Below are 18,353 nucleotides of genomic sequence, written 5' to 3'. Positions count from 1 at the left end.
GCTATATTTACTTTACAAAAGTAGCAAAAGATAGGATGATTTCAAGCTTTTTCGGAAAAACTAAACCCATAAACCATATAGTTCTTGCCATCTTCCTGTTCCTATTCTATTTCACCAATGTGTTTTTTCAACTTAACGGGCAGAAAATCAACCAAGTCATTGCTTTAAAACTGGTGTTGTTCGCGGTAATGCTGTTCGCTGTTTTCATCGTCAATCAAATCGTGAAAACGGAAAAGGCAACGGAATCCAACTCCTACGCCATGCTCTTTTTTGTTCTGATGATCGTGTCGTTTTCCGATGAATTGGTGCTCCAAAATGTGATTTTCGCCAACTTTTTTTTACTCTTGGCCTTTTGGAGAATACTTTCCATAAAGTCCACAAGAAGCGTAAAACACAAAATTTTTGATGCCTCCCTGCTGATTGCCATTGCAAGCTTGTTCTACGATTGGGCCTTGGCCTTTATGCTCCTTGTTTTTTTTGTGATTGGGGTATACGATCGGAAAACCCTCAAAAATTGGTTGGTCCCTTTTTTGGGAATGGCCACAATATATATGCTTACCTTCACTGTGCTGAAACTAAATGGGGCTTTGAATTTTTTTGAAGACCATTACCAATTTTCCTTGGGGCTTTTTACCACAAAATCTTTTTTTCAAGTACTGAACATCAAGACACTGATTTATCTGATCTTGACAGTTATCGTTTCCGTGACCGTATTTGTCCGGCTTAGAAATGTAAGTGGGGGAAAGTTGTTGTTACTTCGCATAGTGTTCCTGATATTTTTGTTGGGAACGTGTATTACACTCTTTACCCCGGCCGATGCTTCGCCCGTATTGCTCACTTTTTTCCCCTCAGCGGTTTTTTTGACCAATTATTTCGAGGGCATCAAAAAACGCAAGTTTCAAGAGGTGTTGCTTATTGGCTGTATGGTTTTGGCCTGTACGCTTTTTGCCTTCCATTTGAATTAAGTACGCCATAAAGCAATATCTTTGGACAAATTTTAAGCTATGTTCAGCGATTTTGCCTTCAACATATTTCAGAAAAGTATCGAAACCTACCACATCAAGGACGATGTGTACCAAGAATTCACCAACCCTTATCCAACCGATAAAGTAGAGCATTTACTTTACAGAAAAAACTGGATAGATACCGTGCAATGGCACTACGAGGACATTATCCGTGACCCCGAAATTGATCCCGAAGCAGCGCTGGACCTTAAGCGAAAAATCGATGCCAGCAATCAAGACCGTACGGATTTAGTGGAGTATATCGACAGCTATTTTCTGAATAAATACCAATCGGTTCAAGCGAAGGATGATGCCACCATCAATACAGAAAGCCCAGCTTGGGCCATCGACCGACTTTCCATTTTGGCCTTGAAAATATATCATATGCAAGAAGAGGTCAACCGAACCGATGCATCTCAAGAACACATCGATAAATGCAGCGGGAAGTTGGCCGTGCTTTTGGAGCAGAAAAAAGACCTTTCCACAGCGATTGACCAATTGTTGGCCGATATTGAGGCGGGAAACAAGTACATGAAAGTCTACAAGCAGATGAAAATGTACAACGACGACGAATTAAACCCAGTGTTACGTGGACAAAAAGGGTAAACATACCCATATTTTGGCCATTCGCTTATCGGCCATGGGCGATGTGGCGATGACCGTCCCCGTGCTTCGTGCACTAACAGAAAAATATCCTGAAATACAGCTAACCGTTCTTACCAAAAAACCGTTCGCTCCTATTTTTGATGGATTGGAGGATGTACAAGTAAAAGTGGCCGACGTTAAAAATCGTCACAAGGGCTTGATGGGACTATGGCGCCTGTACAAAGAGCTAAAGCCCTTGCAGTTTGATGCCGTTGCGGACCTCCATAATGTATTACGCAGTCGAGTGCTTAAAAAGTACTTTGCGTTGGGACGTATCCCTTTTGCCCAAATTGATAAAGGAAGAAAGGACAAAAAAGCACTTACACGGCCCAAAAACAAAGTTTTTGAGCAACTAAAGACGACCCACGAGCGCTATGCGGATGTTTTTGCAGAACTAGGTTTCCCCATTGACCTAACCATTGCCAAACCACTTGACCGAATCCAACTTTCCGAAAAGGTATTGGATTTGGTACAACAGGACACCAAGAAATGGGTCGGCATTGCCCCTTTTGCGGCTCACGAGGGCAAAATGTATCCCTTGGAATCCACGGAAGAAATCATCAAGCAGCTAGACAATACCGACAAGTATAAAATTTTATTGTTTGGTGGAGGGATCAAGGAAGTAGAGGTGTTGGAGGAGTTGGCCAATAACTACGATAATGCGATTTGTATGGCTGGCAAACTAAATCTTTCTGAAGAATTACAGCTCATTTCCAATTTGGATGTGATGCTGTCCATGGACAGTGGCAATGCCCACATGGCTGCCAATTACGGTATTCCCGTGGTCACTCTCTGGGGCGTTACCCACCCGTATGCCGGTTTTTATCCCTTCGGACAGCCCATGGACAATGCACTTATGGCCGACCGAGAAGCCTATCCCTTGATTCCAACCTCTGTGTATGGCAACAAAGTGCCCGAAGGGTATGAGAAAGCCATGAGTACCATCAAACCACAAGAGGTAATGGATAAGTTGATGCTATTTCTGGATAGTTGAGCAACCTATTAATGGTTGTCGCATCATTTTCATAACTTTCCATGTCCTTTTATGGAGGTTCAACCCAAATCACATAAAAAACAAACTATGAAAAAGACAAACTTGATTTTTTCAGCATTAATCGGAATCACCATGTTTTCCTGCTCCACCGATGAGCCAGTTGTTAACCCAGACCAAGAAGACCCAAGACTGAACATTACCTTTATCATGGATGTTGATGCCGAACGATTGGACAATTTGGGCAACCCCGTAGCGGTGCCTGAAGGCAATGCCGCACAAGACCCAGACTTTGAGATTCTGGGACTGCATTTCATTGGTCTGTACCCCGATAAATTTACACCCTACGATAGTGGCGTGACCATTTCTTCCACGGCAACTACTGGAAGTGGGGGCGAAACCGCAATAGACTTCAACAGTGAGATCTTTTTCAACGAAGAGGTAAATACCATAAGTGTGCCTTTGAGTTACGTTAACGCAGGCACTTACGAATATTTGAGAAGTTCTATTGGGTATCAGAAGTATAAAATCGTTTACAATTTGGAAGGTGCTGAAATGGAGATTCCCGATTGGCCCGAAGGCGTGGACGATAATATTGATGTGGACGGTGCTGTTGCTTCCTTTTTAGGATACAACACCTATATTGGAAGTTATGTTATCGATACGCAAACCGTCACGGTAAATGGAAACAGGGCCCAAGGATATTTTGGGTTGGAAACTTCTGGGGATATCCAAGGATTCCAATTTATACAGCTTACTGAAGGAGAAACTCCTCAGACCACGGTGCCTAATCCAATCGATGATACTTCTCCCGTACCCGAAGGCTCTTGTGTAGTTACGGGACAATTCCCAACAGCTTTGGTAATTCCTGAAAATCCTTCGGAGGATATTAATATTGAAGTCGTCATATCCATCAACAATAGTTTTGAATGGGAAGATGGCAATGGCAATGGCAAATATGAGCCCTTGTTGGGCGAAACCGTCGTGGATATGGGTACAAGAGGCGTATTCCCTTCCATAGTGAATTAAGCCACCGTTCCCTGGCAACTACTGCCTGCCCCTGCCGTACAACCGTAACAATGCTGCGAGATAATGATATCCCGATTGTTCAGCACATCATCATTGTAATGCTTGATGTGCTTTACCTTGCTCGCCACCTTAAGGTCCAGCATTTGGTTAAAATCACAATCGTACAGCCAACCGTCCCAACTTACGGATATGGTGTTGGTGCACATCACGTTTTCCACCGCGGCAGGATTGTAGGCCTCTACCAAAGAGTACATATAATCCTCATAATTGTCCGAAGCGATGAGGTAGTCCAAAAAGCGTGAAATCGGCAAATTGGTAATGGCAAATAGATTGTGGAAATCAATGTCGAAATCTTCTTTCAATGCCTTTTTGAAATCGTGTTCCATGGCCGCTTGGTCGGCAGGCAAAAACGCTCCTGAGGGATTGTACACCAAATCCAAGCGCAAATTACTGTCTGGCATCCCATAACCCACCTCGTTGAGCATTTGCAAGGCTTTTATGGATTTATCGAAAACACCATCCCCACGTTGTTTGTCTGTTTTGCCACGTGTGTAATGCGGCATGGATGAAACTACGTGTACATTGTGCTTTTTAAAAAACTCTGGCAGGTCGTGGTACTTTTTATTGGCCAAAATAATGGTCAAGTTGGAGCGAACGATAAAATCTTTGATGCCTGCTTTGGAAGCCTCTTCCACAAACCATCTAAAATCAGGGTTCATTTCGGGCGCACCGCCGGTAAGGTCCAAGGTGTGTGCCCCAGTGTTGCGAATGACTTCCAGACATTGTCCCATGGTTTCCCGCGTCATGATTTCCTTTCGATCGGGACCTGCATCCACATGGCAGTGTGCACAAACCTGATTGCACATATACCCCACATTGATTTGGAGCACTTCCAATGTTTTGGGCTTCAACGGAAACTGCCCCGTCTCGGCAATTTTGTCCTTAAAAAACGGCAGTTCGCCATCGGCAAAAAGGTCCCCGTTCAAGACTTCCATTTGCGTTTGGGTGTTGGCCAGCGCATCTTTCCGTGCCTTCAAAGATTTTTTAGCTGCTTTTTTTATGTCTGTGAGTATACTTTGCGTCATTGATAAATTGGTTTACATGGAAAGCTTGTCGTACTTGTTCATCATCTGTACACCGTGAACCAAGGTTGCTCCACTTTCTATGGCAGCCCCAGCGTGCACCGCCTCCATCATCTCTTCTTTTGTGATGCCTCGCTGCAGGCCATCTTTGGTATAGGCATCAATACAGTACGGACATTTGACCACGTGTGAAACCGCTAGTGCGATCAAGGATTTTTCTCGGGCACTCAACGCACCTTCTTCGAAAACCTTTCCGTAATAGTCAAAAAACTTATTGCCCAATTCTTCGCTCCATTCCGTGATGTTTCCAAATTTTCTTAGGTCTGCTGGGTCGTAATATGATTTAGCCATGTTTTTAATTTAATGTTTTACCTAAACATACAACAAATACTATTCATTTAGGTCGAAAGAGTATGGGAGAGATTACAATTTCTTATGATAAAGGATGTATTCTTTATTAAAGCTTTTGCCTAGCTTTGAAAAATGAGATCAAACTAAAGGGTACTTTTATTTGGTCAGAAACAATAACCATACAAATGCTTGAAGATAAATCCATAGGCTTGGTGCTTTCCGGGGGCGGCGTTCGCGGAATGGCACACATAGGACTGATCAAGGCCATGCGCGAACACCAAATTGAGGCCAAAGTGGTGGCGGGCACCAGTATCGGTGCATTGGTCGGCGCGCTGTATGCCAACGATAATACGGTGGATGAAATGCTGACCTTTTTTAAGGAAACACCATTGTTCCAGTACAGTTTTTTTGCCATCAACAAACCTGGATTTATAGATACGGAACGCTATGTCAGTATTTTCAAGAACTTTTTCCCCGACAATAGCTTTAAAAGTTTGAAGCGCCCCCTTTTTGTGGTGGCCACGGACTTGATGAAGGGAAATGAAAAAGTGTTTTATGATGGGGAACTCATTAAGCCGTTATTGGCATCTGCTGCTTTGCCCCCTGTTTTCAGCCCCGTGAACATAGAAGATGTCCTTTATGCCGATGGGGGCATTATGAACAACTTTCCAAAGGAATATGTAGACCATCTAACCGACTATATTATTGGAAGCAACGTTTCCATAACCGTTCCTTTGCAGAAAAAAGATCTGCGCAATTCATTACAGCTAACGGCCAGGGTCACCAGTTTAATGATCCATGCCTCCAACCATGAAAAATTACAGGAATGTGACCTTTTTATTGAGCCTGGGGAATTGGACACCATTGGTGTGCTGGACAAAAAAGGGATAAAGAATGCCTTCGATATCGGATACGAGCACGGTAGTAGGGCCTTGGAGAAACTATTGTCCAAGACGTAGCCCATCATCAATTACACATCGTCGTAATCCACCTTTATTACTGGGGTCAATGGATGTGATTGGCAGGTAAGAATAAATCCTTCTTCAATTTCACCATCAGTAAGAATCTGATTTTTTACCATTTCCACTTTCCCTTCGGTAAGGCGGGCAATACAGCTGCTGCAAACACCTCCTTGACACGAATAGGGAGCATCGATATTTTCTTTGAGGACGGCATCTAGAACCCGTTCCTTTTTGTCCATCACAAAAGTGAAGGTCTCATCATCCAAGAGCACTTCAACTTTGGTCTTGCCCTCGAGTTCTTCGGCAAGTTCATCCTCGGTATCATCGCTGGTAAAAAGCTCAAAATGGATTTTCTCTTTGGACACCCCGTTGTCCTTCAAGGTGTCGGTCACCTGTTCGATCATCTCTTCTGGTCCGCAGAGGTAGAAACCATCAAACTCGGTTCCCTTGAACTTATTCTTGAGCACAAAGTTCACGGTTGATCGCTCTATTCTTCCAAAAAGGGCATCCTCCTCATGGGACCTACTGTATATGTACTGCACGAACAAACGCTCTCCATATTGCTCTTTAAGGGCTTGGATTTGTTTAAAATACATGGTCTCTTCAACTGACTGGTTTCCGAACACCAACACAAAGGTACTGTCAGCATTACTCTCCAAAACAGTTTGGGCAATACTCATGATAGGGGTAATCCCACTTCCAGCAGCAAAGGCCGCTATTTTTTGTGGCGAGGTTTCATCAAAAACAAACCGACCTTCGGGAAGCATCACATCCATGGTGTCACCGGCTTTTAGTTCCTCGTTGGCATACACGGAAAAGGTTCCGCCTTCCATCTTTTTGATTCCCACCGTTAATTTGCCCGACGATGGTGGAGATGAAATGGAATAGGCCCTACGAAGCTCCTTGCCGTTTAAGTTGTGCTTTAGGGTAATGTATTGTCCCGCTTTAAAGCTGTAATCCTCTTTTAAATCTTCAGGAATGTCAAAGGTAAGGGCCACGGCATTTGGGGTCAATCGATCCACCGCGGCTATTTTTAAGGCATGAAAATGACTCATGTATGGAATTTTGCAGCAAAATTAAGCAATACACTCCTTTTGAGCATCAATTTTAATAAAAAGCATTTCTTTATGTAACAAATCCAATAAATTAGACACCAACTAAAAAAATGCCAACCATGCTCAAACATTTTATTGGACTCCAATGGAAGTCTTTTTTTAGGTCCGCCAGTTTTAAAACAGAGATCTGGTTTAAGATATTGATGGCCTTAGGGGCACTGTACTTCATCGTTATGTTCTTGGGAATGGGCGTCGGGGCCTTTTTCATTATCGAGGAAATGGAAATAGGCGACCCTTTGCGTGTGGTCAACCAGTTCATGATCTATTATCTGGCCTTTGACCTCGTATTCAGGTACATGCTTCAGAAAATGCCCGTGACCAACATAAAGCCCTTGCTGTATTTGCCTATCAGCAAAACCAAGGTGGTCAACTTTTCGTTGGGAAAAACGATAATATCCTTTTTCAATATTGCCCATGCGTTTTTCTTTGTGCCTTTTAGTATTGTATTGCTTACCAAGGGCTATCCACCATTACAGGTAATCGGGTGGCATTTGGCGTTGATGGCATTGTTCTACTGTAACAACTTCATCAATGTTATGGTAAACAACCAGAACACGGTTTTCTATGTATTCGCAGTCTTGTTTATTGTGGCGGGAGCATCACAATATTACCAATGGTTTGATATTACCCTGTACACCCAGCCCATTTTCGACTTTTTCTATGATATACCCTGGACAGCAATTGTGCCTTGGGTGGTATTAGTAGGATTGTATTATGGCGCTTTTGCCTATTTTAAAAAGCACATGTATTTGGATGGCGGATTGGCCAAAAAACAGACCGAGGCCAAAACCGAGAACCTGGAATGGTTGGACCGCTTCGGGAACCTGGGGACTTTTTTGAAGAACGACATCAAACTCATCAAACGAAACAAAAGATCGCGTTCTGCCGTGATTGCAGGGGCCTTTTTTATTTTTTACGGACTCCTCTTTTTTACGGGCGCACTTGAGGTTTACGATGGGCCTTTCTGGAAAATCTTTGCAGGGATATTCGTCACGGGAGGGTTTCTCTTCAGTTTTGGGCAGTACGTGCCCAGCTGGGACAGTAGCTATTACCCTTTGATGATGAGTCAAAACATTAAGTATAGGGAGTACCTCTCATCAAAATGGTATTTGGTGATCATAGCGACCATTATTTCAACCATTTTGGCCACTTTTTACATCTATTTTGGGTGGGAGGCCTATGCCGCTGTATTGGTGGGCGCCATTTATAATATTGGAATCAACAGTTATTTAGTGCTTTGGGGTGGAGCTTATGTGAAAACCCCGATAGACCTTACATCGAACAAAAAGGCATTTGGCGATAAACAGGCCTTTAATGCGAAGACACTTTTGCTCACCTTGCCCAAGCTGGTATTGCCCATCGGGATTTATGCCATTGGCCACTTTTTGATCAGCCCCATGGCTGGATACATTTTTGTGGCTGTTTTTGGCCTACTCGGATTCGTTTTCAGGGACAAGGTGTTCACCATGATCGAGGGCATTTACAAGAAAGAGAAATACAAGACATTACAAGCATACAAACAGAAATAACCTCCATTAACAGAAAAATACATGATCACAGTTCATAATTTAACCAAGACCTACGGTGAGAACACCGTTTTGAACATTGATAATCTGGAAATCCCCAAAGGGCAGAGCTTTGGCCTGGTAGGGAACAACGGAGCGGGAAAGACAACCCTTTTCAGTCTGTTGTTGGATTTGATACAACCCTCATCTGGCTATATCATCAACAAGGATGTGCAAGTGGACCAAAGCGAGGATTGGAAACCGTTTACCTCCGCTTTCATTGATGAGACCTTTTTGATAGGGTACCTTACACCCGAAGAATACTTCTACTTTATCGGGGAACTGCGTGGCAGGAACAAAGCCGATGTGGATGCACTCTTGTCCAATTTTGATGATTTTTTCCATGGGGAGATCTTGGGCCAAAAAAAGTATTTGAGAGATCTTTCCAAAGGAAACCAAAAGAAAGTGGGCATTGTGGCCAGTTTTATCGGGAACCCTGAAGTGGTGATTTTGGATGAACCGTTTGCCAATTTGGACCCCACCACGCAAATCCGATTAAAGGGAATCATCAAAGATTTGGCGGCAAAAGAAGGAGTTACCGTTTTGGTTTCCAGTCACGATTTGATTCATGTTACCGAAGTCTGTGAACGTATCGTGGTGCTCAACAAAGGCGAAATAGTGAAGGATATCCATACTTCTGCCGAAACCATGAAGGAACTTGAGGCTTTCTTTGCAGGTTGATCTGAAAATCGCCAACTTTAGGACATCAACCATTAACCATGTCCAGCGACTTAGACTTGTTGATCGATTTTTATCAATGGGAAAAGCAGCGCCTGTTGCTCGAGATTGATGAAAATAAAAGAGGTCAGGATTATATGGCAGTTCATCATACTCAAGACGAGCTACGATATGTCCAGAATGAACTGGATTGCCTTTTGGAACTTCAGAATGCGAATCACCGAAAAATTCAACGGCTTAAAAGAAATATTGATTCATATTCCAAAGAAGATTCTTCAGGCTATTTTAAATCTCAAATCAACCAATACAAAAGGGAATTGGAGGAATTAAAAAAGAAACGGCCAATTGCCTCTGAGGAAACCCAGATATTGGATGAAGCAATATTTTCTTTGATCAACGAAGAAATCGAAGGATTCACGGTTTATTTTGATTTGAAAAAGCAAGCCTATATCGATGTGGTCAAAATTGAAACGGGTCAGATACAGTTAACTTTGGCAGAAGGAACCGGCCAGGGTGGTTTTGGGTTCCTGAAGGAATATATGTTCAAGGGCGAACCAAAATTAATCCTCGATGGGTCATCAAAAAGTTTGGTTGCCTTGCTCAATGTGGACCGATATAAAAATGTGCTCCCCATCAAAGAAACCATCTCCAGAATAGTGATCGGATCAAAGTATTGGTTGGGATTGGGAGACACGATTTTCTTAAAACTGAAGCCTTGATGAAGGAATAATGCATTTTATCGATAAGCCTTATAATAATCTGCTCATTTTTGAGTTTAAGGTTACACAAGATTATCGATAATTTTGAAGCTTCATCATACATTTTTAGGCGCCATGGTTTTGGGAGGACTTGCATTCAATGCATGTTCCACCCAAAAGGATAAATTCATCAACCGAAATTGGCACGCACTCAACACCGAGTTCAACACCCTGTACAACGGCAATTTGGCCTTTCAACAAGGATTGGAAGAAATCAATGCCAACTACAGGGATGACTATTGGGAAATCCTTCCCGTGGAACGTCTCAAGGTTACCGATGAGATAAAACTCGACTCTGAGGACAACAACCCCAACTTTCTTATTGCTGAGGAAAAGGCCACCAAGGCCATCCAAAAGCACAGCATGGACATCAAGGATGAAGAGCATAACCCACAGATAGATGAAGCCTTCCTTTTGCTCGGGAAGTCCCGCTATTTTGACCAGCGTTATATCCCGGCTTTGGAGTCCTTCAATTATATCCTCAGAAAATATAGTAAGAGCGACAAGTTGAACGAAGCCACTATTTGGAGGGAAAAAACCAATATGCGGTTGGACAATCCCGAAGTGGCCATCAAAAACCTGAAGCGCCTATTCAAATATGAAAAGCTGAAGGATCAAGAATATGCCGACGCCAATGCAGTTTTGGCCCAATGCTACATCAACCTGAATGCACCCGATACCGCCATTCAAAAGCTGAAAATATCACAAGCCTATACCAAAAAGAACCATGAAAAAGGAAGATACCTGTTCATTATTGGGCAGCTGTACGACCAGATGGGGCATCAGGATAGTGCCAATTACGCTTACAACAAGGTCATTGAACTCAACCGCAAATCGCCAAGGGTGTACATGATCAATGCGCATCTAAAAAAAATCCAGAACACCGAACTTACCGAGGGCAACAAGGAGGAGATGTTGGAATACCTTACCGATTTGGAAGAGAACCGGGAGAACAGGCCCTTCTTGGACAAGATTTATCGACAGGTGGCCCAATACCACATGGCCTACGAGGAGGACAGTTTGGCTTTGGCCTATTTCAACAAATCTATTCAGGCTACCCAAGGCGAACGCAAATTATTCGCCTTGAACTATCAGAGTTTGGCGGATTATTATTTTGATGAGGACGAGTACAGAATGGCAGGTTCTTACTACGATAGCACGCTGACCAACCTGAATGAGAACACAAGAAAGCATCGCGATATCAAAAAACGATTGGATAATCTTGAGGATGTTATCAAGTATGAGGACATTGTTCAGCATGCCGATAGTGTAATTACATTGTACCAAATGCCCGTTGCTGAGCGTACCGCCTATTTTGAGGACTATATCGCCGAGATGAAACGTAAAGAAGAAGCCGAGGCCGAGAAGCAACAGGAACGCACCAATGCTGGTTTTGCTACGTTTGCGAGCAGCAAAGGAGGGAAGGAAAACCAGGGTAAGTTCTACTTCTACAACATTACGAGTCTAGGCCACGGAAGAAACGATTTTAGAACCCGATGGGGCACCAGAACCTTGGAAGACGATTGGCGCTGGAGCAACAAATCCAAAACATTGGTTTCTGAAGCTACCGGAGAGGAAATCGTAGGCAACGAAGAGGTGTTGACGGAGGACCAAAAATATTCAGTTGACTATTATTTGGAGCAGGTTCCCACCGATATTGCCGTTATTGACAGTTTGAAGGGCGAACGCAACTTTGCCAATTACCAATTGGGGCTGATTTACAAGGAGAAGTTCAAGGACAATATGTTGGCTGCCGCAAAATTGGAACGTGTACTTTCCTCCAATCCCGAGGAACGCTTGATTCTCCCATCAAAATACAATCTGTACAAGATTTACGAGGAAACTGGAAGTCCTTTGGCTATGGACATGAAACAAAATATCATTATCAATCATCCTGATACCCGCTACGCGGAAATTTTGTTGAACCCGCAAGCGGTGTTGGACGGAAATACCGATAGCCCGGATGCGAGGTATGCGGCCTTGTTCAAACAATACCAAAAACAAGAGTTTTTGCAGGTCATTACCCAATCGGAAGAATACATCAGCCAATTTACGGGCGACCCCATTGTTCCCAAGTTTGAGATGTTAAAAGCAAACGCCATTGGTCGTTTGCAAGGATTTGAACCTTTTAAGGAAGCCTTGAACTATGTGGCACTTACCTATCCCAACAATCCCGAAGGGAAAAAAGCGGAACAAATAGTGGAAGAGCAATTGCCCAAATTGGAGGCTAAGGAATTCTCTCCGGAAACGGGTTCCACGGGAGCAGGAAACTGGAAAGTGGTGTTTCCGTTCAAGATCAAAAATGACGAAAAGGCGACCAAGCTCAGAGATCGTTTGGTAGAGGCCATCGATGAACTGAACTATAAAAACATTGTTTCCAAGGACATCTATAACTTGGAGGATGAGTTTGTAGTGGTTCATGGCTTTCCATCGAAAGACTTTGCCCTTGGCTTTGCCGAGCTTATAAAAAACAATCGGGACTACCTTATTAAAGATGAGAATTTTGTAGTTTTATCAGACAATTACAAAATTATCCAAGTCCACAAGAACTTAGAATCATACAAAGCGCAATTTTAACCCCAAAACCCTAGAACACAATGTTTTCTGACAACAAAAAACCCCGGCCTATGAATGAATTTGGCGGACAGCCCAATAGAATTGAAAAGAACACGAAAATAAAGGGTGATATTACCTCCGAAGCCGACTTTAGGATAGACGGTAAATTGGAGGGAAATGTGACCACTTCCGGCAAGGTTGTCATAGGAAAGGATGGCTACATCAACGGAAAAGTGGAGTGTGTGAATGCAGATATCGAAGGAAGGTTCAATGGAGAGCTTATGGTAAAGGATCTACTTTCCCTTAAATCGTCCGCAACCATTGAGGGTACCGTTAGTGTGGCCAAATTGTCGGTGGAGCCAGGGGCGACCTTCAATGCGTCCTGTGCCATGGGCAAAGGTGCTGCATCCACCACAAAAATGCAGTCCACAAAGAAAGATGAGCCAGCAAAAGCCTCCTAAAAAAAAGTATAACAAAGCAATTAATACAGCCGCCCGTTTGTCTGGTTCCGCCATTCAAATGGGCGCTACTATTTATTTAGGTAACTTGTTGGGTTCTTGGGTTGAAAATAAGTACGGGTTTTCATTTGCAGAGGAACTAATTACTTTTGTGGCTGTAATCATGGCTATGTATATTTTAATAAAGCAAGCTATTCAATTGAACAAATGAGAGGAAGAGGTCTTCTACAGACAGCAATTTTTATACTGTCGTTTACTTTAATTTATCTTTTGCACGCGTATATAATTGGCTGTAATTCCTTTGTTGAAAATTGTATTTTATTTAACCCTTACATTTTTTTATTGTCTTTTGTTTTGCTGGTTGTCGCCGTGTTCAAAATTTTGTTCCAAATGAAGAAGTTCAAGAATCAGTTGGGCTTTATTTATTTGTCCACATTAGTGTTGAAACCTGTGCTTTTTGTAATCCTGTTTCAAAGTTATTTTTTTGATGATTTGGCTGAAATCGAGATAAATAAGGGTCATTTCTTAGTGCCTGTTTTTTTGGGATTAGCCTGTGAAGTGTACTTTTTAAGCAAACTTTTGAAAAGAATGGAATGAAATCTCGAAAAAAAATTATTTTTTGACTTTTTAATACTACCTTTGCGCGGAATTTGACGAACGGATAAATTCTATAGTTACAATGCGGGTATTTAAAAGATCGATTGATTTAGCAGCCACACTGTTTATATTATTGTTTTCCATCGGGGTTAGTGCAAACTCCTCCTCGGACGAAAAAGAAGAGGGTCCAGTAAATACCCAAGAAGAGGTGGAGGGTTATATTCTGCACCATATAAAGGATTCTCACGATTTCCATATTTTTTCCTATACCAATTCAGAGGGCGAGCGCAAGCATATTGGCTTTCCTCTTCCCGTAATTGTATGGTCCAGTGAAGGCTTGGTTACTTTTATGTCCTCAAGATTTCACCACGATGATTCAGGTCATCAGGTTGTTGAAGCTGGTGGTACTCGTTTTGTGAAGCTTCACAGTAAAATTTACGAATTGAATTCAGGCGCAGATGAAATTTCTTTTGATGAAGGGCATCATCCGGTAAACGCACACAAAGTGTTGGATTTTTCCATAACAAAAAGTGTTTTTGGAATGCTTTTGATTGGTATTCTAATGTTTGTATGGTTTGGTGGTTTGGCCAGGCAATATAAAAGCAAACAAATTCCAACTGGTTTTGGTAGAATTTTGGAGCCTTTGGTAATTTATGTTCGTGACGAGATTGCCGAACCGAATATTGGTAAAAAATACCGTCAGTTTACGGGCTACCTCCTAACAGTTTTCTTTTTTATATGGATTTTGAACCTTTTGGGACTAACTCCGTTTGGGTTTAATGTTACTGGTCAGATTGCTGTAACAGCTGCTTTGGCCATTTTTACATTGGTAATTTATACATTTAAAGGAAATAAGGATTATTGGCAACACATGCTTTGGATGCCAGGTGTTCCTGTTTTGATTCGTCCGGTTTTGGCGATAATTGAACTTGCGGGAGCATTTCTAATCAAGCCATTCTCACTCTTGGTTCGTTTATTCGCGAACATCTCTGCGGGTCACATTGTGGTAATGAGCCTTATCGCAATTCTAATAACAATGAAATCAGAACTTACTGTATTTGGTTCTGGTTTGTTGTCGTTCGTTCTCTCTTTGTTTATAACTCTTATAGAGTTGTTGGTTGCATTTTTGCAAGCGTATATATTTACTATGTTGTCTGCATTGTTTATCGGTATGGCCGTGGCCGAACACGACCATGGACATGACCATGACGAAGAGGTTGATGCAGAGGACGTAAGAGCGGATTTTATTTAAATTGAGTTTATTTTTAACTATATAAATTGACTTTTATGACAGTTCCAAATTTAGTAGGTGCAGGTTTGATTGTAATCGGTGCTGGTATCGGATTAGGTAAAATTGGTGGTAGTGCAATGGAAGGTATTGCACGTCAACCAGAAGCAACCGGTAAAATTCAGACAGCGATGATTATCATTGCTGCACTATTGGAAGGTTTGGCATTTGGTGCACTTTTCTTAGGAAAGTAATCCAAAAAGCAAAATCATTAAGCTGCCGATGGTAACGGTTGGTTATCTATCGGCAGCCTTTTAAAATTTAATTTAGTTATGGAACAATTATTAAACGATTTTTCTCCAGGCTTGTTTGTGATGCAAACATTGATCATGTTGGTATTGATTTTTATCATGGCCAAATATGCTTGGAAACCTATAATGAATTCCGTTGAAAAAAGGGAAGAAGGTATAAAAGATGCCCTTGAAGCTGCCGAGGCTGCTAAAAAGGAAATGCAGAACGTTACTGCAGATAGCGAGAAGCTTTTGAGAGAAGCCAAAGTGGAAAGAGACGCTTTGTTGAAAGAAGCTAGAGAAATCAAAGAAAGCATCATTGCTGAAGCCAAGGAACAAGCCCAAGTTGAAGGTGATAAGGTAATCAAGCAAGCTCAAGCTACTATCGAAGCTGAGAAAAAAGCTGCGGTTGCCGACATCAAATCGCAAGTGGCCAATCTTTCAGTGGAAATTGCAGAGAAGGTAATCAAAGAAGAACTTTCCAATAAAGACAAGCAACTTAAGTTGGTTGACGATATGTTGGGTGATATCAAATTAAACTAAGGCATGAACCAGAACAGGGCAGCCATACGATACGCCAAAGCAACTTTGGATTTCGCTGTTGAAAAGAAAGCGGCTGATGCCGTTGAAAAGGACATGCGCGAAATTGCTGCGACCCTAGCTGAAAATGTGGAGCTTCAAAATGTATTGGAGAGCCCCATTATTAAAGCTGAGGTTAAAAAGAACACCTTGTTGGAAATCTTCAAAGGTGCAAACGAGATTACCAAAGGTCTTCTTCAAACTATGATCAGCAACAAGCGAATAGCAATGTTGCAGGAAGTAGCCTATAAGTATATCATTCTTCACGAAAAATTGAAGGGCGAGGAAGTAGCTTACGTAACAACTGCCGTTCCATTGACTTCAGATTTGGAGAAGAAAATTTTGGAAACGGTCACCAAGGCAACCGGAAACAAGGTTACCCTTGAAAATAAAATCGATGAAAGTATCATCGGAGGGTTTGTGCTAAGGGTGGGAGACACCCAATACGATGCTAGCATCGCAAACAAATTGAACGGATTAAAAAGAGAATTTACAAATAGTCTATAAAAATGGCAGGAGTAAAAGCCGCTGAGGTATCAGCAATTTTGAAAAAACAGTTATCAGGTTTCGAAGCATCCGCTTCTTTGGATGAAGTAGGTACCGTATTGCAAGTAGGTGATGGTATTGCCCGTGTATATGGACTTTCCAATGCCCAGTACGGGGAATTGGTGGAGTTCGAGGGTGGTATGCAAGGTATCGTTCTTAACTTGGAGGAAGACAACGTGGGTGTTGTATTGTTGGGCCCATCCAAAGAGATTGTGGAAGGCGCAACTGTTAAAAGAACCGAGCGTATTGCTTCCATCAATGTTGGTGAAGGAATTGTTGGTCGTGTGGTGGATACTTTGGGTAAACCAATCGACGGTAAGGGACCTATCGCTGGCGAAACCTACGAAATGCCTTTGGAACGTAAAGCTCCTGGTGTAATTTTTAGACAACCCGTTGACGAACCTATGCAAACAGGTATCAAGGCAATTGATGCCATGATTCCAGTAGGTCGTGGACAAAGGGAGTTGGTAATCGGTGATAAGCAAACAGGTAAGACCACCGTTTGTATCGATACCATCCTTAACCAAAAAGAATTTTACGATGCAGGTGAACCGGTTTACTGTATCTACGTTGCCGTAGGTCAGAAAGCATCAACGGTGGCCGCTATCGCCAAGACCTTGGAAGAAAGAGGTGCATTGGCCTATACAACCATTGTTGCCGCTAACGCTTCCGACCCTGCACCAATGCAGGTATATGCTCCTTTTGCAGGTGCAGCTATTGGTGAGTACTTTAGGGATACAGGGCGTCCAGCCTTGATCATTTATGATGACTTGTCAAAACAGGCGGTTGCTTACCGTGAGGTTTCCTTGCTTTTAAGAAGACCACCGGGACGTGAGGCTTACCCTGGGGATGTATTCTATCTTCACTCCAGATTGTTGGAGCGTGCTGCCAAAGTAATCGGGGACGATGAGATTGCAAAGAACATGAACGATCTTCCTGAATCATTGAAACCCATGGTAAAAGGTGGTGGTTCTTTGACTGCACTTCCAATTATCGAAACACAGGCAGGTGATGTTTCCGCATATATCCCGACCAACGTAATTTCCATTACCGATGGTCAGATATTCTTGGAGCAAGACTTGTTCAACCAAGGGGTTCGTCCTGCGATTAACGTAGGTATCTCCGTATCACGTGTGGGTGGTTCTGCGCAGATCAAGTCCATGAAGAAAGTAGCAGGTACTTTGAAACTTGACCAGGCCCAGTTCCGTGAATTGGAAGCCTTTGCCAAGTTCGGTTCCGATTTGGATGCTGCTACCTTGAACGTTATTGAAAAAGGTCGTAGAAATGTGGAGATCTTGAAACAAGGTCAGAACGATCCATTTACCGTGGAAGATCAGGTGGCCATCATCTTTGCAGGTTCCAAGAACTTGTTGAGGGATGTTCCTGTGGACAAGGTAAAAGAATTTGAAAAAGATTACTTGGAGTTCTTGAACGCCAAGCACAGAGATGTTTTGGATACGCTTAAAGCCGGTAAATTGACCGATGAGGTTACCGATACATTGACTGCTGTTTGCAAGGATCTTTCAAGCAAGTACAAAGGTTAAGAGTTCAGAGTGATGGGTTATGGGAAAGCTTGAAACGAGTCCTGTAAGAATTAAAAGTTTCGAGTTTGCTTGTAAGATTGTTCATTACTGTGATGAATTAAAGATTAAAAAGGATTTTGAGATAGCCTCTCAATTGTTGAAAAGTGGCACCAGTATTGGCGCAAACACTAGGGAAGCACAAAGAGGGGTTAGCACAAAGGATTTTAAAAATAAATTTGGGATTGCCCTAAAAGAAGCTGACGAAACAAAGTATTGGCTTGAGATTTTAGAAGCGACTGGCAGAGAAGTCCCCAAGGATTTGATGGATAGGTGTGAAGAGTTAATAAGAATCATTGTGGCAATAGTCAAAAACTCATAACTCAGCACTCATAACCC

20 protein-coding genes and 1 pseudogene are annotated in these 18,353 nt (G+C 42.5%); 18 read left to right on the top strand and 3 right to left on the bottom strand.

The window, feature by feature from the left end:
- The first annotated feature begins 35 nt into the window (after window positions 1–35).
- From PY092_RS01260 to PY092_RS01245, 4 genes are all read left to right on the top strand, one after another.
- Window positions 36–965, top strand: a complete 930-nt coding sequence (locus PY092_RS01260) for a DUF6427 family protein (protein ID WP_275614045.1) — start codon at window positions 36–38, stop codon at window positions 963–965.
- A gap of 39 nt (window positions 966–1,004) precedes the next feature.
- Complete coding sequence (locus PY092_RS01255; protein WP_275614044.1) at window positions 1,005–1,610, top strand: DUF4254 domain-containing protein; 606 nt, start codon at window positions 1,005–1,007, stop codon at window positions 1,608–1,610.
- Window positions 1,594–2,643: a glycosyltransferase family 9 protein gene (locus PY092_RS01250; protein ID WP_275614043.1), complete on the top strand. Its 1,050-nt coding sequence runs from the start codon at window positions 1,594–1,596 to the stop codon at window positions 2,641–2,643. Before PY092_RS01255 ends, PY092_RS01250 begins: the two co-directional genes overlap by 17 nt.
- An 87-nt stretch (window positions 2,644–2,730) precedes the next feature.
- On the top strand, window positions 2,731–3,669 hold the full coding sequence (locus PY092_RS01245) for a hypothetical protein (protein ID WP_275614042.1): 939 nt from the start codon (window positions 2,731–2,733) through the stop codon (window positions 3,667–3,669).
- On the opposite strand, the gene arsS is transcribed toward PY092_RS01245, so the two are convergent.
- On the bottom strand, window positions 3,666–4,754 hold the full coding sequence (gene arsS, locus PY092_RS01240) for an arsenosugar biosynthesis radical SAM (seleno)protein ArsS (RefSeq protein WP_275614041.1): 1,089 nt from the start codon (window positions 4,752–4,754) through the stop codon (window positions 3,666–3,668). The genes PY092_RS01245 and arsS overlap by 4 nt on opposite strands.
- A 12-nt stretch (window positions 4,755–4,766) precedes the next feature.
- Window positions 4,767–5,102, bottom strand: coding sequence for an arsenosugar biosynthesis-associated peroxidase-like protein (locus tag PY092_RS01235; protein ID WP_275614040.1), 336 nt, complete (start codon window positions 5,100–5,102; stop codon window positions 4,767–4,769).
- 185 nt (window positions 5,103–5,287) lie between these two features.
- Here PY092_RS01235 and PY092_RS01230 point away from each other — a divergent pair, with 185 nt between their 5' ends.
- Entirely contained in the window at window positions 5,288–6,061 is a 774-nt protein-coding gene (locus tag PY092_RS01230) for a patatin-like phospholipase family protein (RefSeq protein WP_275614039.1), read from the top strand.
- Window positions 6,062–6,072: 11 nt separating this feature from the next.
- Here the strand turns inward: PY092_RS01230 and PY092_RS01225 are convergent, their stop codons facing one another.
- A complete protein-coding gene (locus PY092_RS01225; RefSeq protein ID WP_275614038.1) occupies window positions 6,073–7,119 on the bottom strand; it encodes a ferredoxin--NADP reductase in 1,047 nt (348 codons plus the stop codon).
- Between the two features lie 119 nt (window positions 7,120–7,238).
- On the opposite strand from PY092_RS01225, the gene PY092_RS01220 reads away from it, so the two are divergent.
- The 13 genes and pseudogenes from PY092_RS01220 (at window position 7,239) to PY092_RS01165 (ending at window position 18,336) form a co-directional block, all read left to right on the top strand.
- The gene (locus tag PY092_RS01220) at window positions 7,239–8,708 is read left to right on the top strand and encodes a DUF5687 family protein (RefSeq protein ID WP_275614037.1); all 1,470 of its coding nucleotides are present in this window, start codon (window positions 7,239–7,241) and stop codon (window positions 8,706–8,708) included.
- A gap of 21 nt (window positions 8,709–8,729) precedes the next feature.
- Window positions 8,730–9,425, top strand: a complete 696-nt coding sequence (locus PY092_RS01215; RefSeq protein ID WP_275614036.1) for an ABC transporter ATP-binding protein — start codon at window positions 8,730–8,732, stop codon at window positions 9,423–9,425.
- Between the two features lie 38 nt (window positions 9,426–9,463).
- On the top strand, window positions 9,464–10,141 hold the full coding sequence (locus tag PY092_RS01210) for a hypothetical protein (RefSeq protein WP_275614035.1): 678 nt from the start codon (window positions 9,464–9,466) through the stop codon (window positions 10,139–10,141).
- Between the two features lie 84 nt (window positions 10,142–10,225).
- Window positions 10,226–12,771: pseudogene (gene porW, locus PY092_RS01205) on the top strand (type IX secretion system periplasmic lipoprotein PorW/SprE).
- A 6-nt stretch (window positions 12,772–12,777) separates the two neighbouring features.
- Complete coding sequence (locus PY092_RS01200; RefSeq protein ID WP_275614034.1) at window positions 12,778–13,197, top strand: bactofilin family protein; 420 nt, start codon at window positions 12,778–12,780, stop codon at window positions 13,195–13,197.
- Complete coding sequence (locus tag PY092_RS01195) at window positions 13,175–13,405, top strand: AtpZ/AtpI family protein (protein ID WP_275614033.1); 231 nt, start codon at window positions 13,175–13,177, stop codon at window positions 13,403–13,405. The genes PY092_RS01200 and PY092_RS01195 overlap by 23 nt, the downstream gene beginning before the upstream one ends.
- A complete protein-coding gene (locus PY092_RS19715; protein ID WP_417958134.1) occupies window positions 13,402–13,791 on the top strand; it encodes a DUF6168 family protein in 390 nt (129 codons plus the stop codon). Before PY092_RS01195 ends, PY092_RS19715 begins: the two co-directional genes overlap by 4 nt.
- A gap of 82 nt (window positions 13,792–13,873) precedes the next feature.
- A complete protein-coding gene (atpB, locus tag PY092_RS01190; protein WP_275614032.1) occupies window positions 13,874–15,043 on the top strand; it encodes a F0F1 ATP synthase subunit A in 1,170 nt (389 codons plus the stop codon).
- A 35-nt stretch (window positions 15,044–15,078) separates the two neighbouring features.
- Window positions 15,079–15,273 carry an ATP synthase F0 subunit C gene (gene atpE / locus PY092_RS01185; protein WP_014032715.1) on the top strand — a complete coding sequence of 65 codons (195 nt, stop codon included), beginning with the start codon at window positions 15,079–15,081 and terminating at the stop codon, window positions 15,271–15,273.
- A 78-nt stretch (window positions 15,274–15,351) separates the two neighbouring features.
- Window positions 15,352–15,852: a F0F1 ATP synthase subunit B gene (locus tag PY092_RS01180; RefSeq protein ID WP_275614031.1), complete on the top strand. Its 501-nt coding sequence runs from the start codon at window positions 15,352–15,354 to the stop codon at window positions 15,850–15,852.
- Window positions 15,853–15,855: 3 nt separating this feature from the next.
- Window positions 15,856–16,395 carry an ATP synthase F1 subunit delta gene (atpH, locus tag PY092_RS01175; protein WP_275614030.1) on the top strand — a complete coding sequence of 180 codons (540 nt, stop codon included), beginning with the start codon at window positions 15,856–15,858 and terminating at the stop codon, window positions 16,393–16,395.
- A gap of 2 nt (window positions 16,396–16,397) precedes the next feature.
- Window positions 16,398–17,978 carry a F0F1 ATP synthase subunit alpha gene (gene atpA, locus PY092_RS01170; protein WP_275614029.1) on the top strand — a complete coding sequence of 527 codons (1,581 nt, stop codon included), beginning with the start codon at window positions 16,398–16,400 and terminating at the stop codon, window positions 17,976–17,978.
- 19 nt (window positions 17,979–17,997) lie between these two features.
- Entirely contained in the window at window positions 17,998–18,336 is a 339-nt protein-coding gene (locus PY092_RS01165) for a four helix bundle protein (RefSeq protein WP_275614028.1), read from the top strand.
- Window positions 18,337–18,353: the final 17 nt, after the last annotated feature.

It is taken from the genome of Flagellimonas yonaguniensis, from assembly GCF_029193885.1.
In the GTDB taxonomy this organism is placed as follows: Bacteria; Bacteroidota; Bacteroidia; order Flavobacteriales; family Flavobacteriaceae; genus Flagellimonas; species Flagellimonas yonaguniensis.
This window is presented reverse-complemented; position numbering and strand designations above follow the sequence as displayed.

Excerpts from the sequence above, each read along its gene's own strand:
- PY092_RS01230 (WP_275614039.1), top strand. The coding sequence starts at position 5,288 with ATGCTTGAAGATAAATCCATAGGCTTGGTGCTTTCCGGGGGCGGCGTT.
- PY092_RS01245 (WP_275614042.1), top strand. The coding sequence starts at position 2,731 with ATGAAAAAGACAAACTTGATTTTTTCAGCATTAATCGGAATCACCATG.
- PY092_RS01225 (WP_275614038.1), bottom strand. The coding sequence starts at position 7,119 with ATGAGTCATTTTCATGCCTTAAAAATAGCCGCGGTGGATCGATTGACC.
- PY092_RS01195 (WP_275614033.1), top strand. The coding sequence starts at position 13,175 with ATGAGCCAGCAAAAGCCTCCTAAAAAAAAGTATAACAAAGCAATTAAT.
- PY092_RS01165 (WP_275614028.1), top strand. The coding sequence starts at position 17,998 with ATGGGAAAGCTTGAAACGAGTCCTGTAAGAATTAAAAGTTTCGAGTTT.
- PY092_RS01235 (WP_275614040.1), bottom strand. The coding sequence starts at position 5,102 with ATGGCTAAATCATATTACGACCCAGCAGACCTAAGAAAATTTGGAAAC.
- PY092_RS01210 (WP_275614035.1), top strand. The coding sequence starts at position 9,464 with ATGTCCAGCGACTTAGACTTGTTGATCGATTTTTATCAATGGGAAAAG.
- PY092_RS01255 (WP_275614044.1), top strand. The coding sequence starts at position 1,005 with ATGTTCAGCGATTTTGCCTTCAACATATTTCAGAAAAGTATCGAAACC.
- PY092_RS19715 (WP_417958134.1), top strand. The coding sequence starts at position 13,402 with ATGAGAGGAAGAGGTCTTCTACAGACAGCAATTTTTATACTGTCGTTT.
- atpB (WP_275614032.1), top strand. The coding sequence starts at position 13,874 with ATGCGGGTATTTAAAAGATCGATTGATTTAGCAGCCACACTGTTTATA.
- PY092_RS01180 (WP_275614031.1), top strand. The coding sequence starts at position 15,352 with ATGGAACAATTATTAAACGATTTTTCTCCAGGCTTGTTTGTGATGCAA.
- atpH (WP_275614030.1), top strand. The coding sequence starts at position 15,856 with ATGAACCAGAACAGGGCAGCCATACGATACGCCAAAGCAACTTTGGAT.
- PY092_RS01220 (WP_275614037.1), top strand. The coding sequence starts at position 7,239 with ATGCTCAAACATTTTATTGGACTCCAATGGAAGTCTTTTTTTAGGTCC.
- PY092_RS01260 (WP_275614045.1), top strand. The coding sequence starts at position 36 with ATGATTTCAAGCTTTTTCGGAAAAACTAAACCCATAAACCATATAGTT.
- atpE (WP_014032715.1), top strand. The coding sequence starts at position 15,079 with ATGACAGTTCCAAATTTAGTAGGTGCAGGTTTGATTGTAATCGGTGCT.
- arsS (WP_275614041.1), bottom strand. The coding sequence starts at position 4,754 with ATGACGCAAAGTATACTCACAGACATAAAAAAAGCAGCTAAAAAATCT.
- PY092_RS01200 (WP_275614034.1), top strand. The coding sequence starts at position 12,778 with ATGTTTTCTGACAACAAAAAACCCCGGCCTATGAATGAATTTGGCGGA.
- atpA (WP_275614029.1), top strand. The coding sequence starts at position 16,398 with ATGGCAGGAGTAAAAGCCGCTGAGGTATCAGCAATTTTGAAAAAACAG.
- PY092_RS01215 (WP_275614036.1), top strand. The coding sequence starts at position 8,730 with ATGATCACAGTTCATAATTTAACCAAGACCTACGGTGAGAACACCGTT.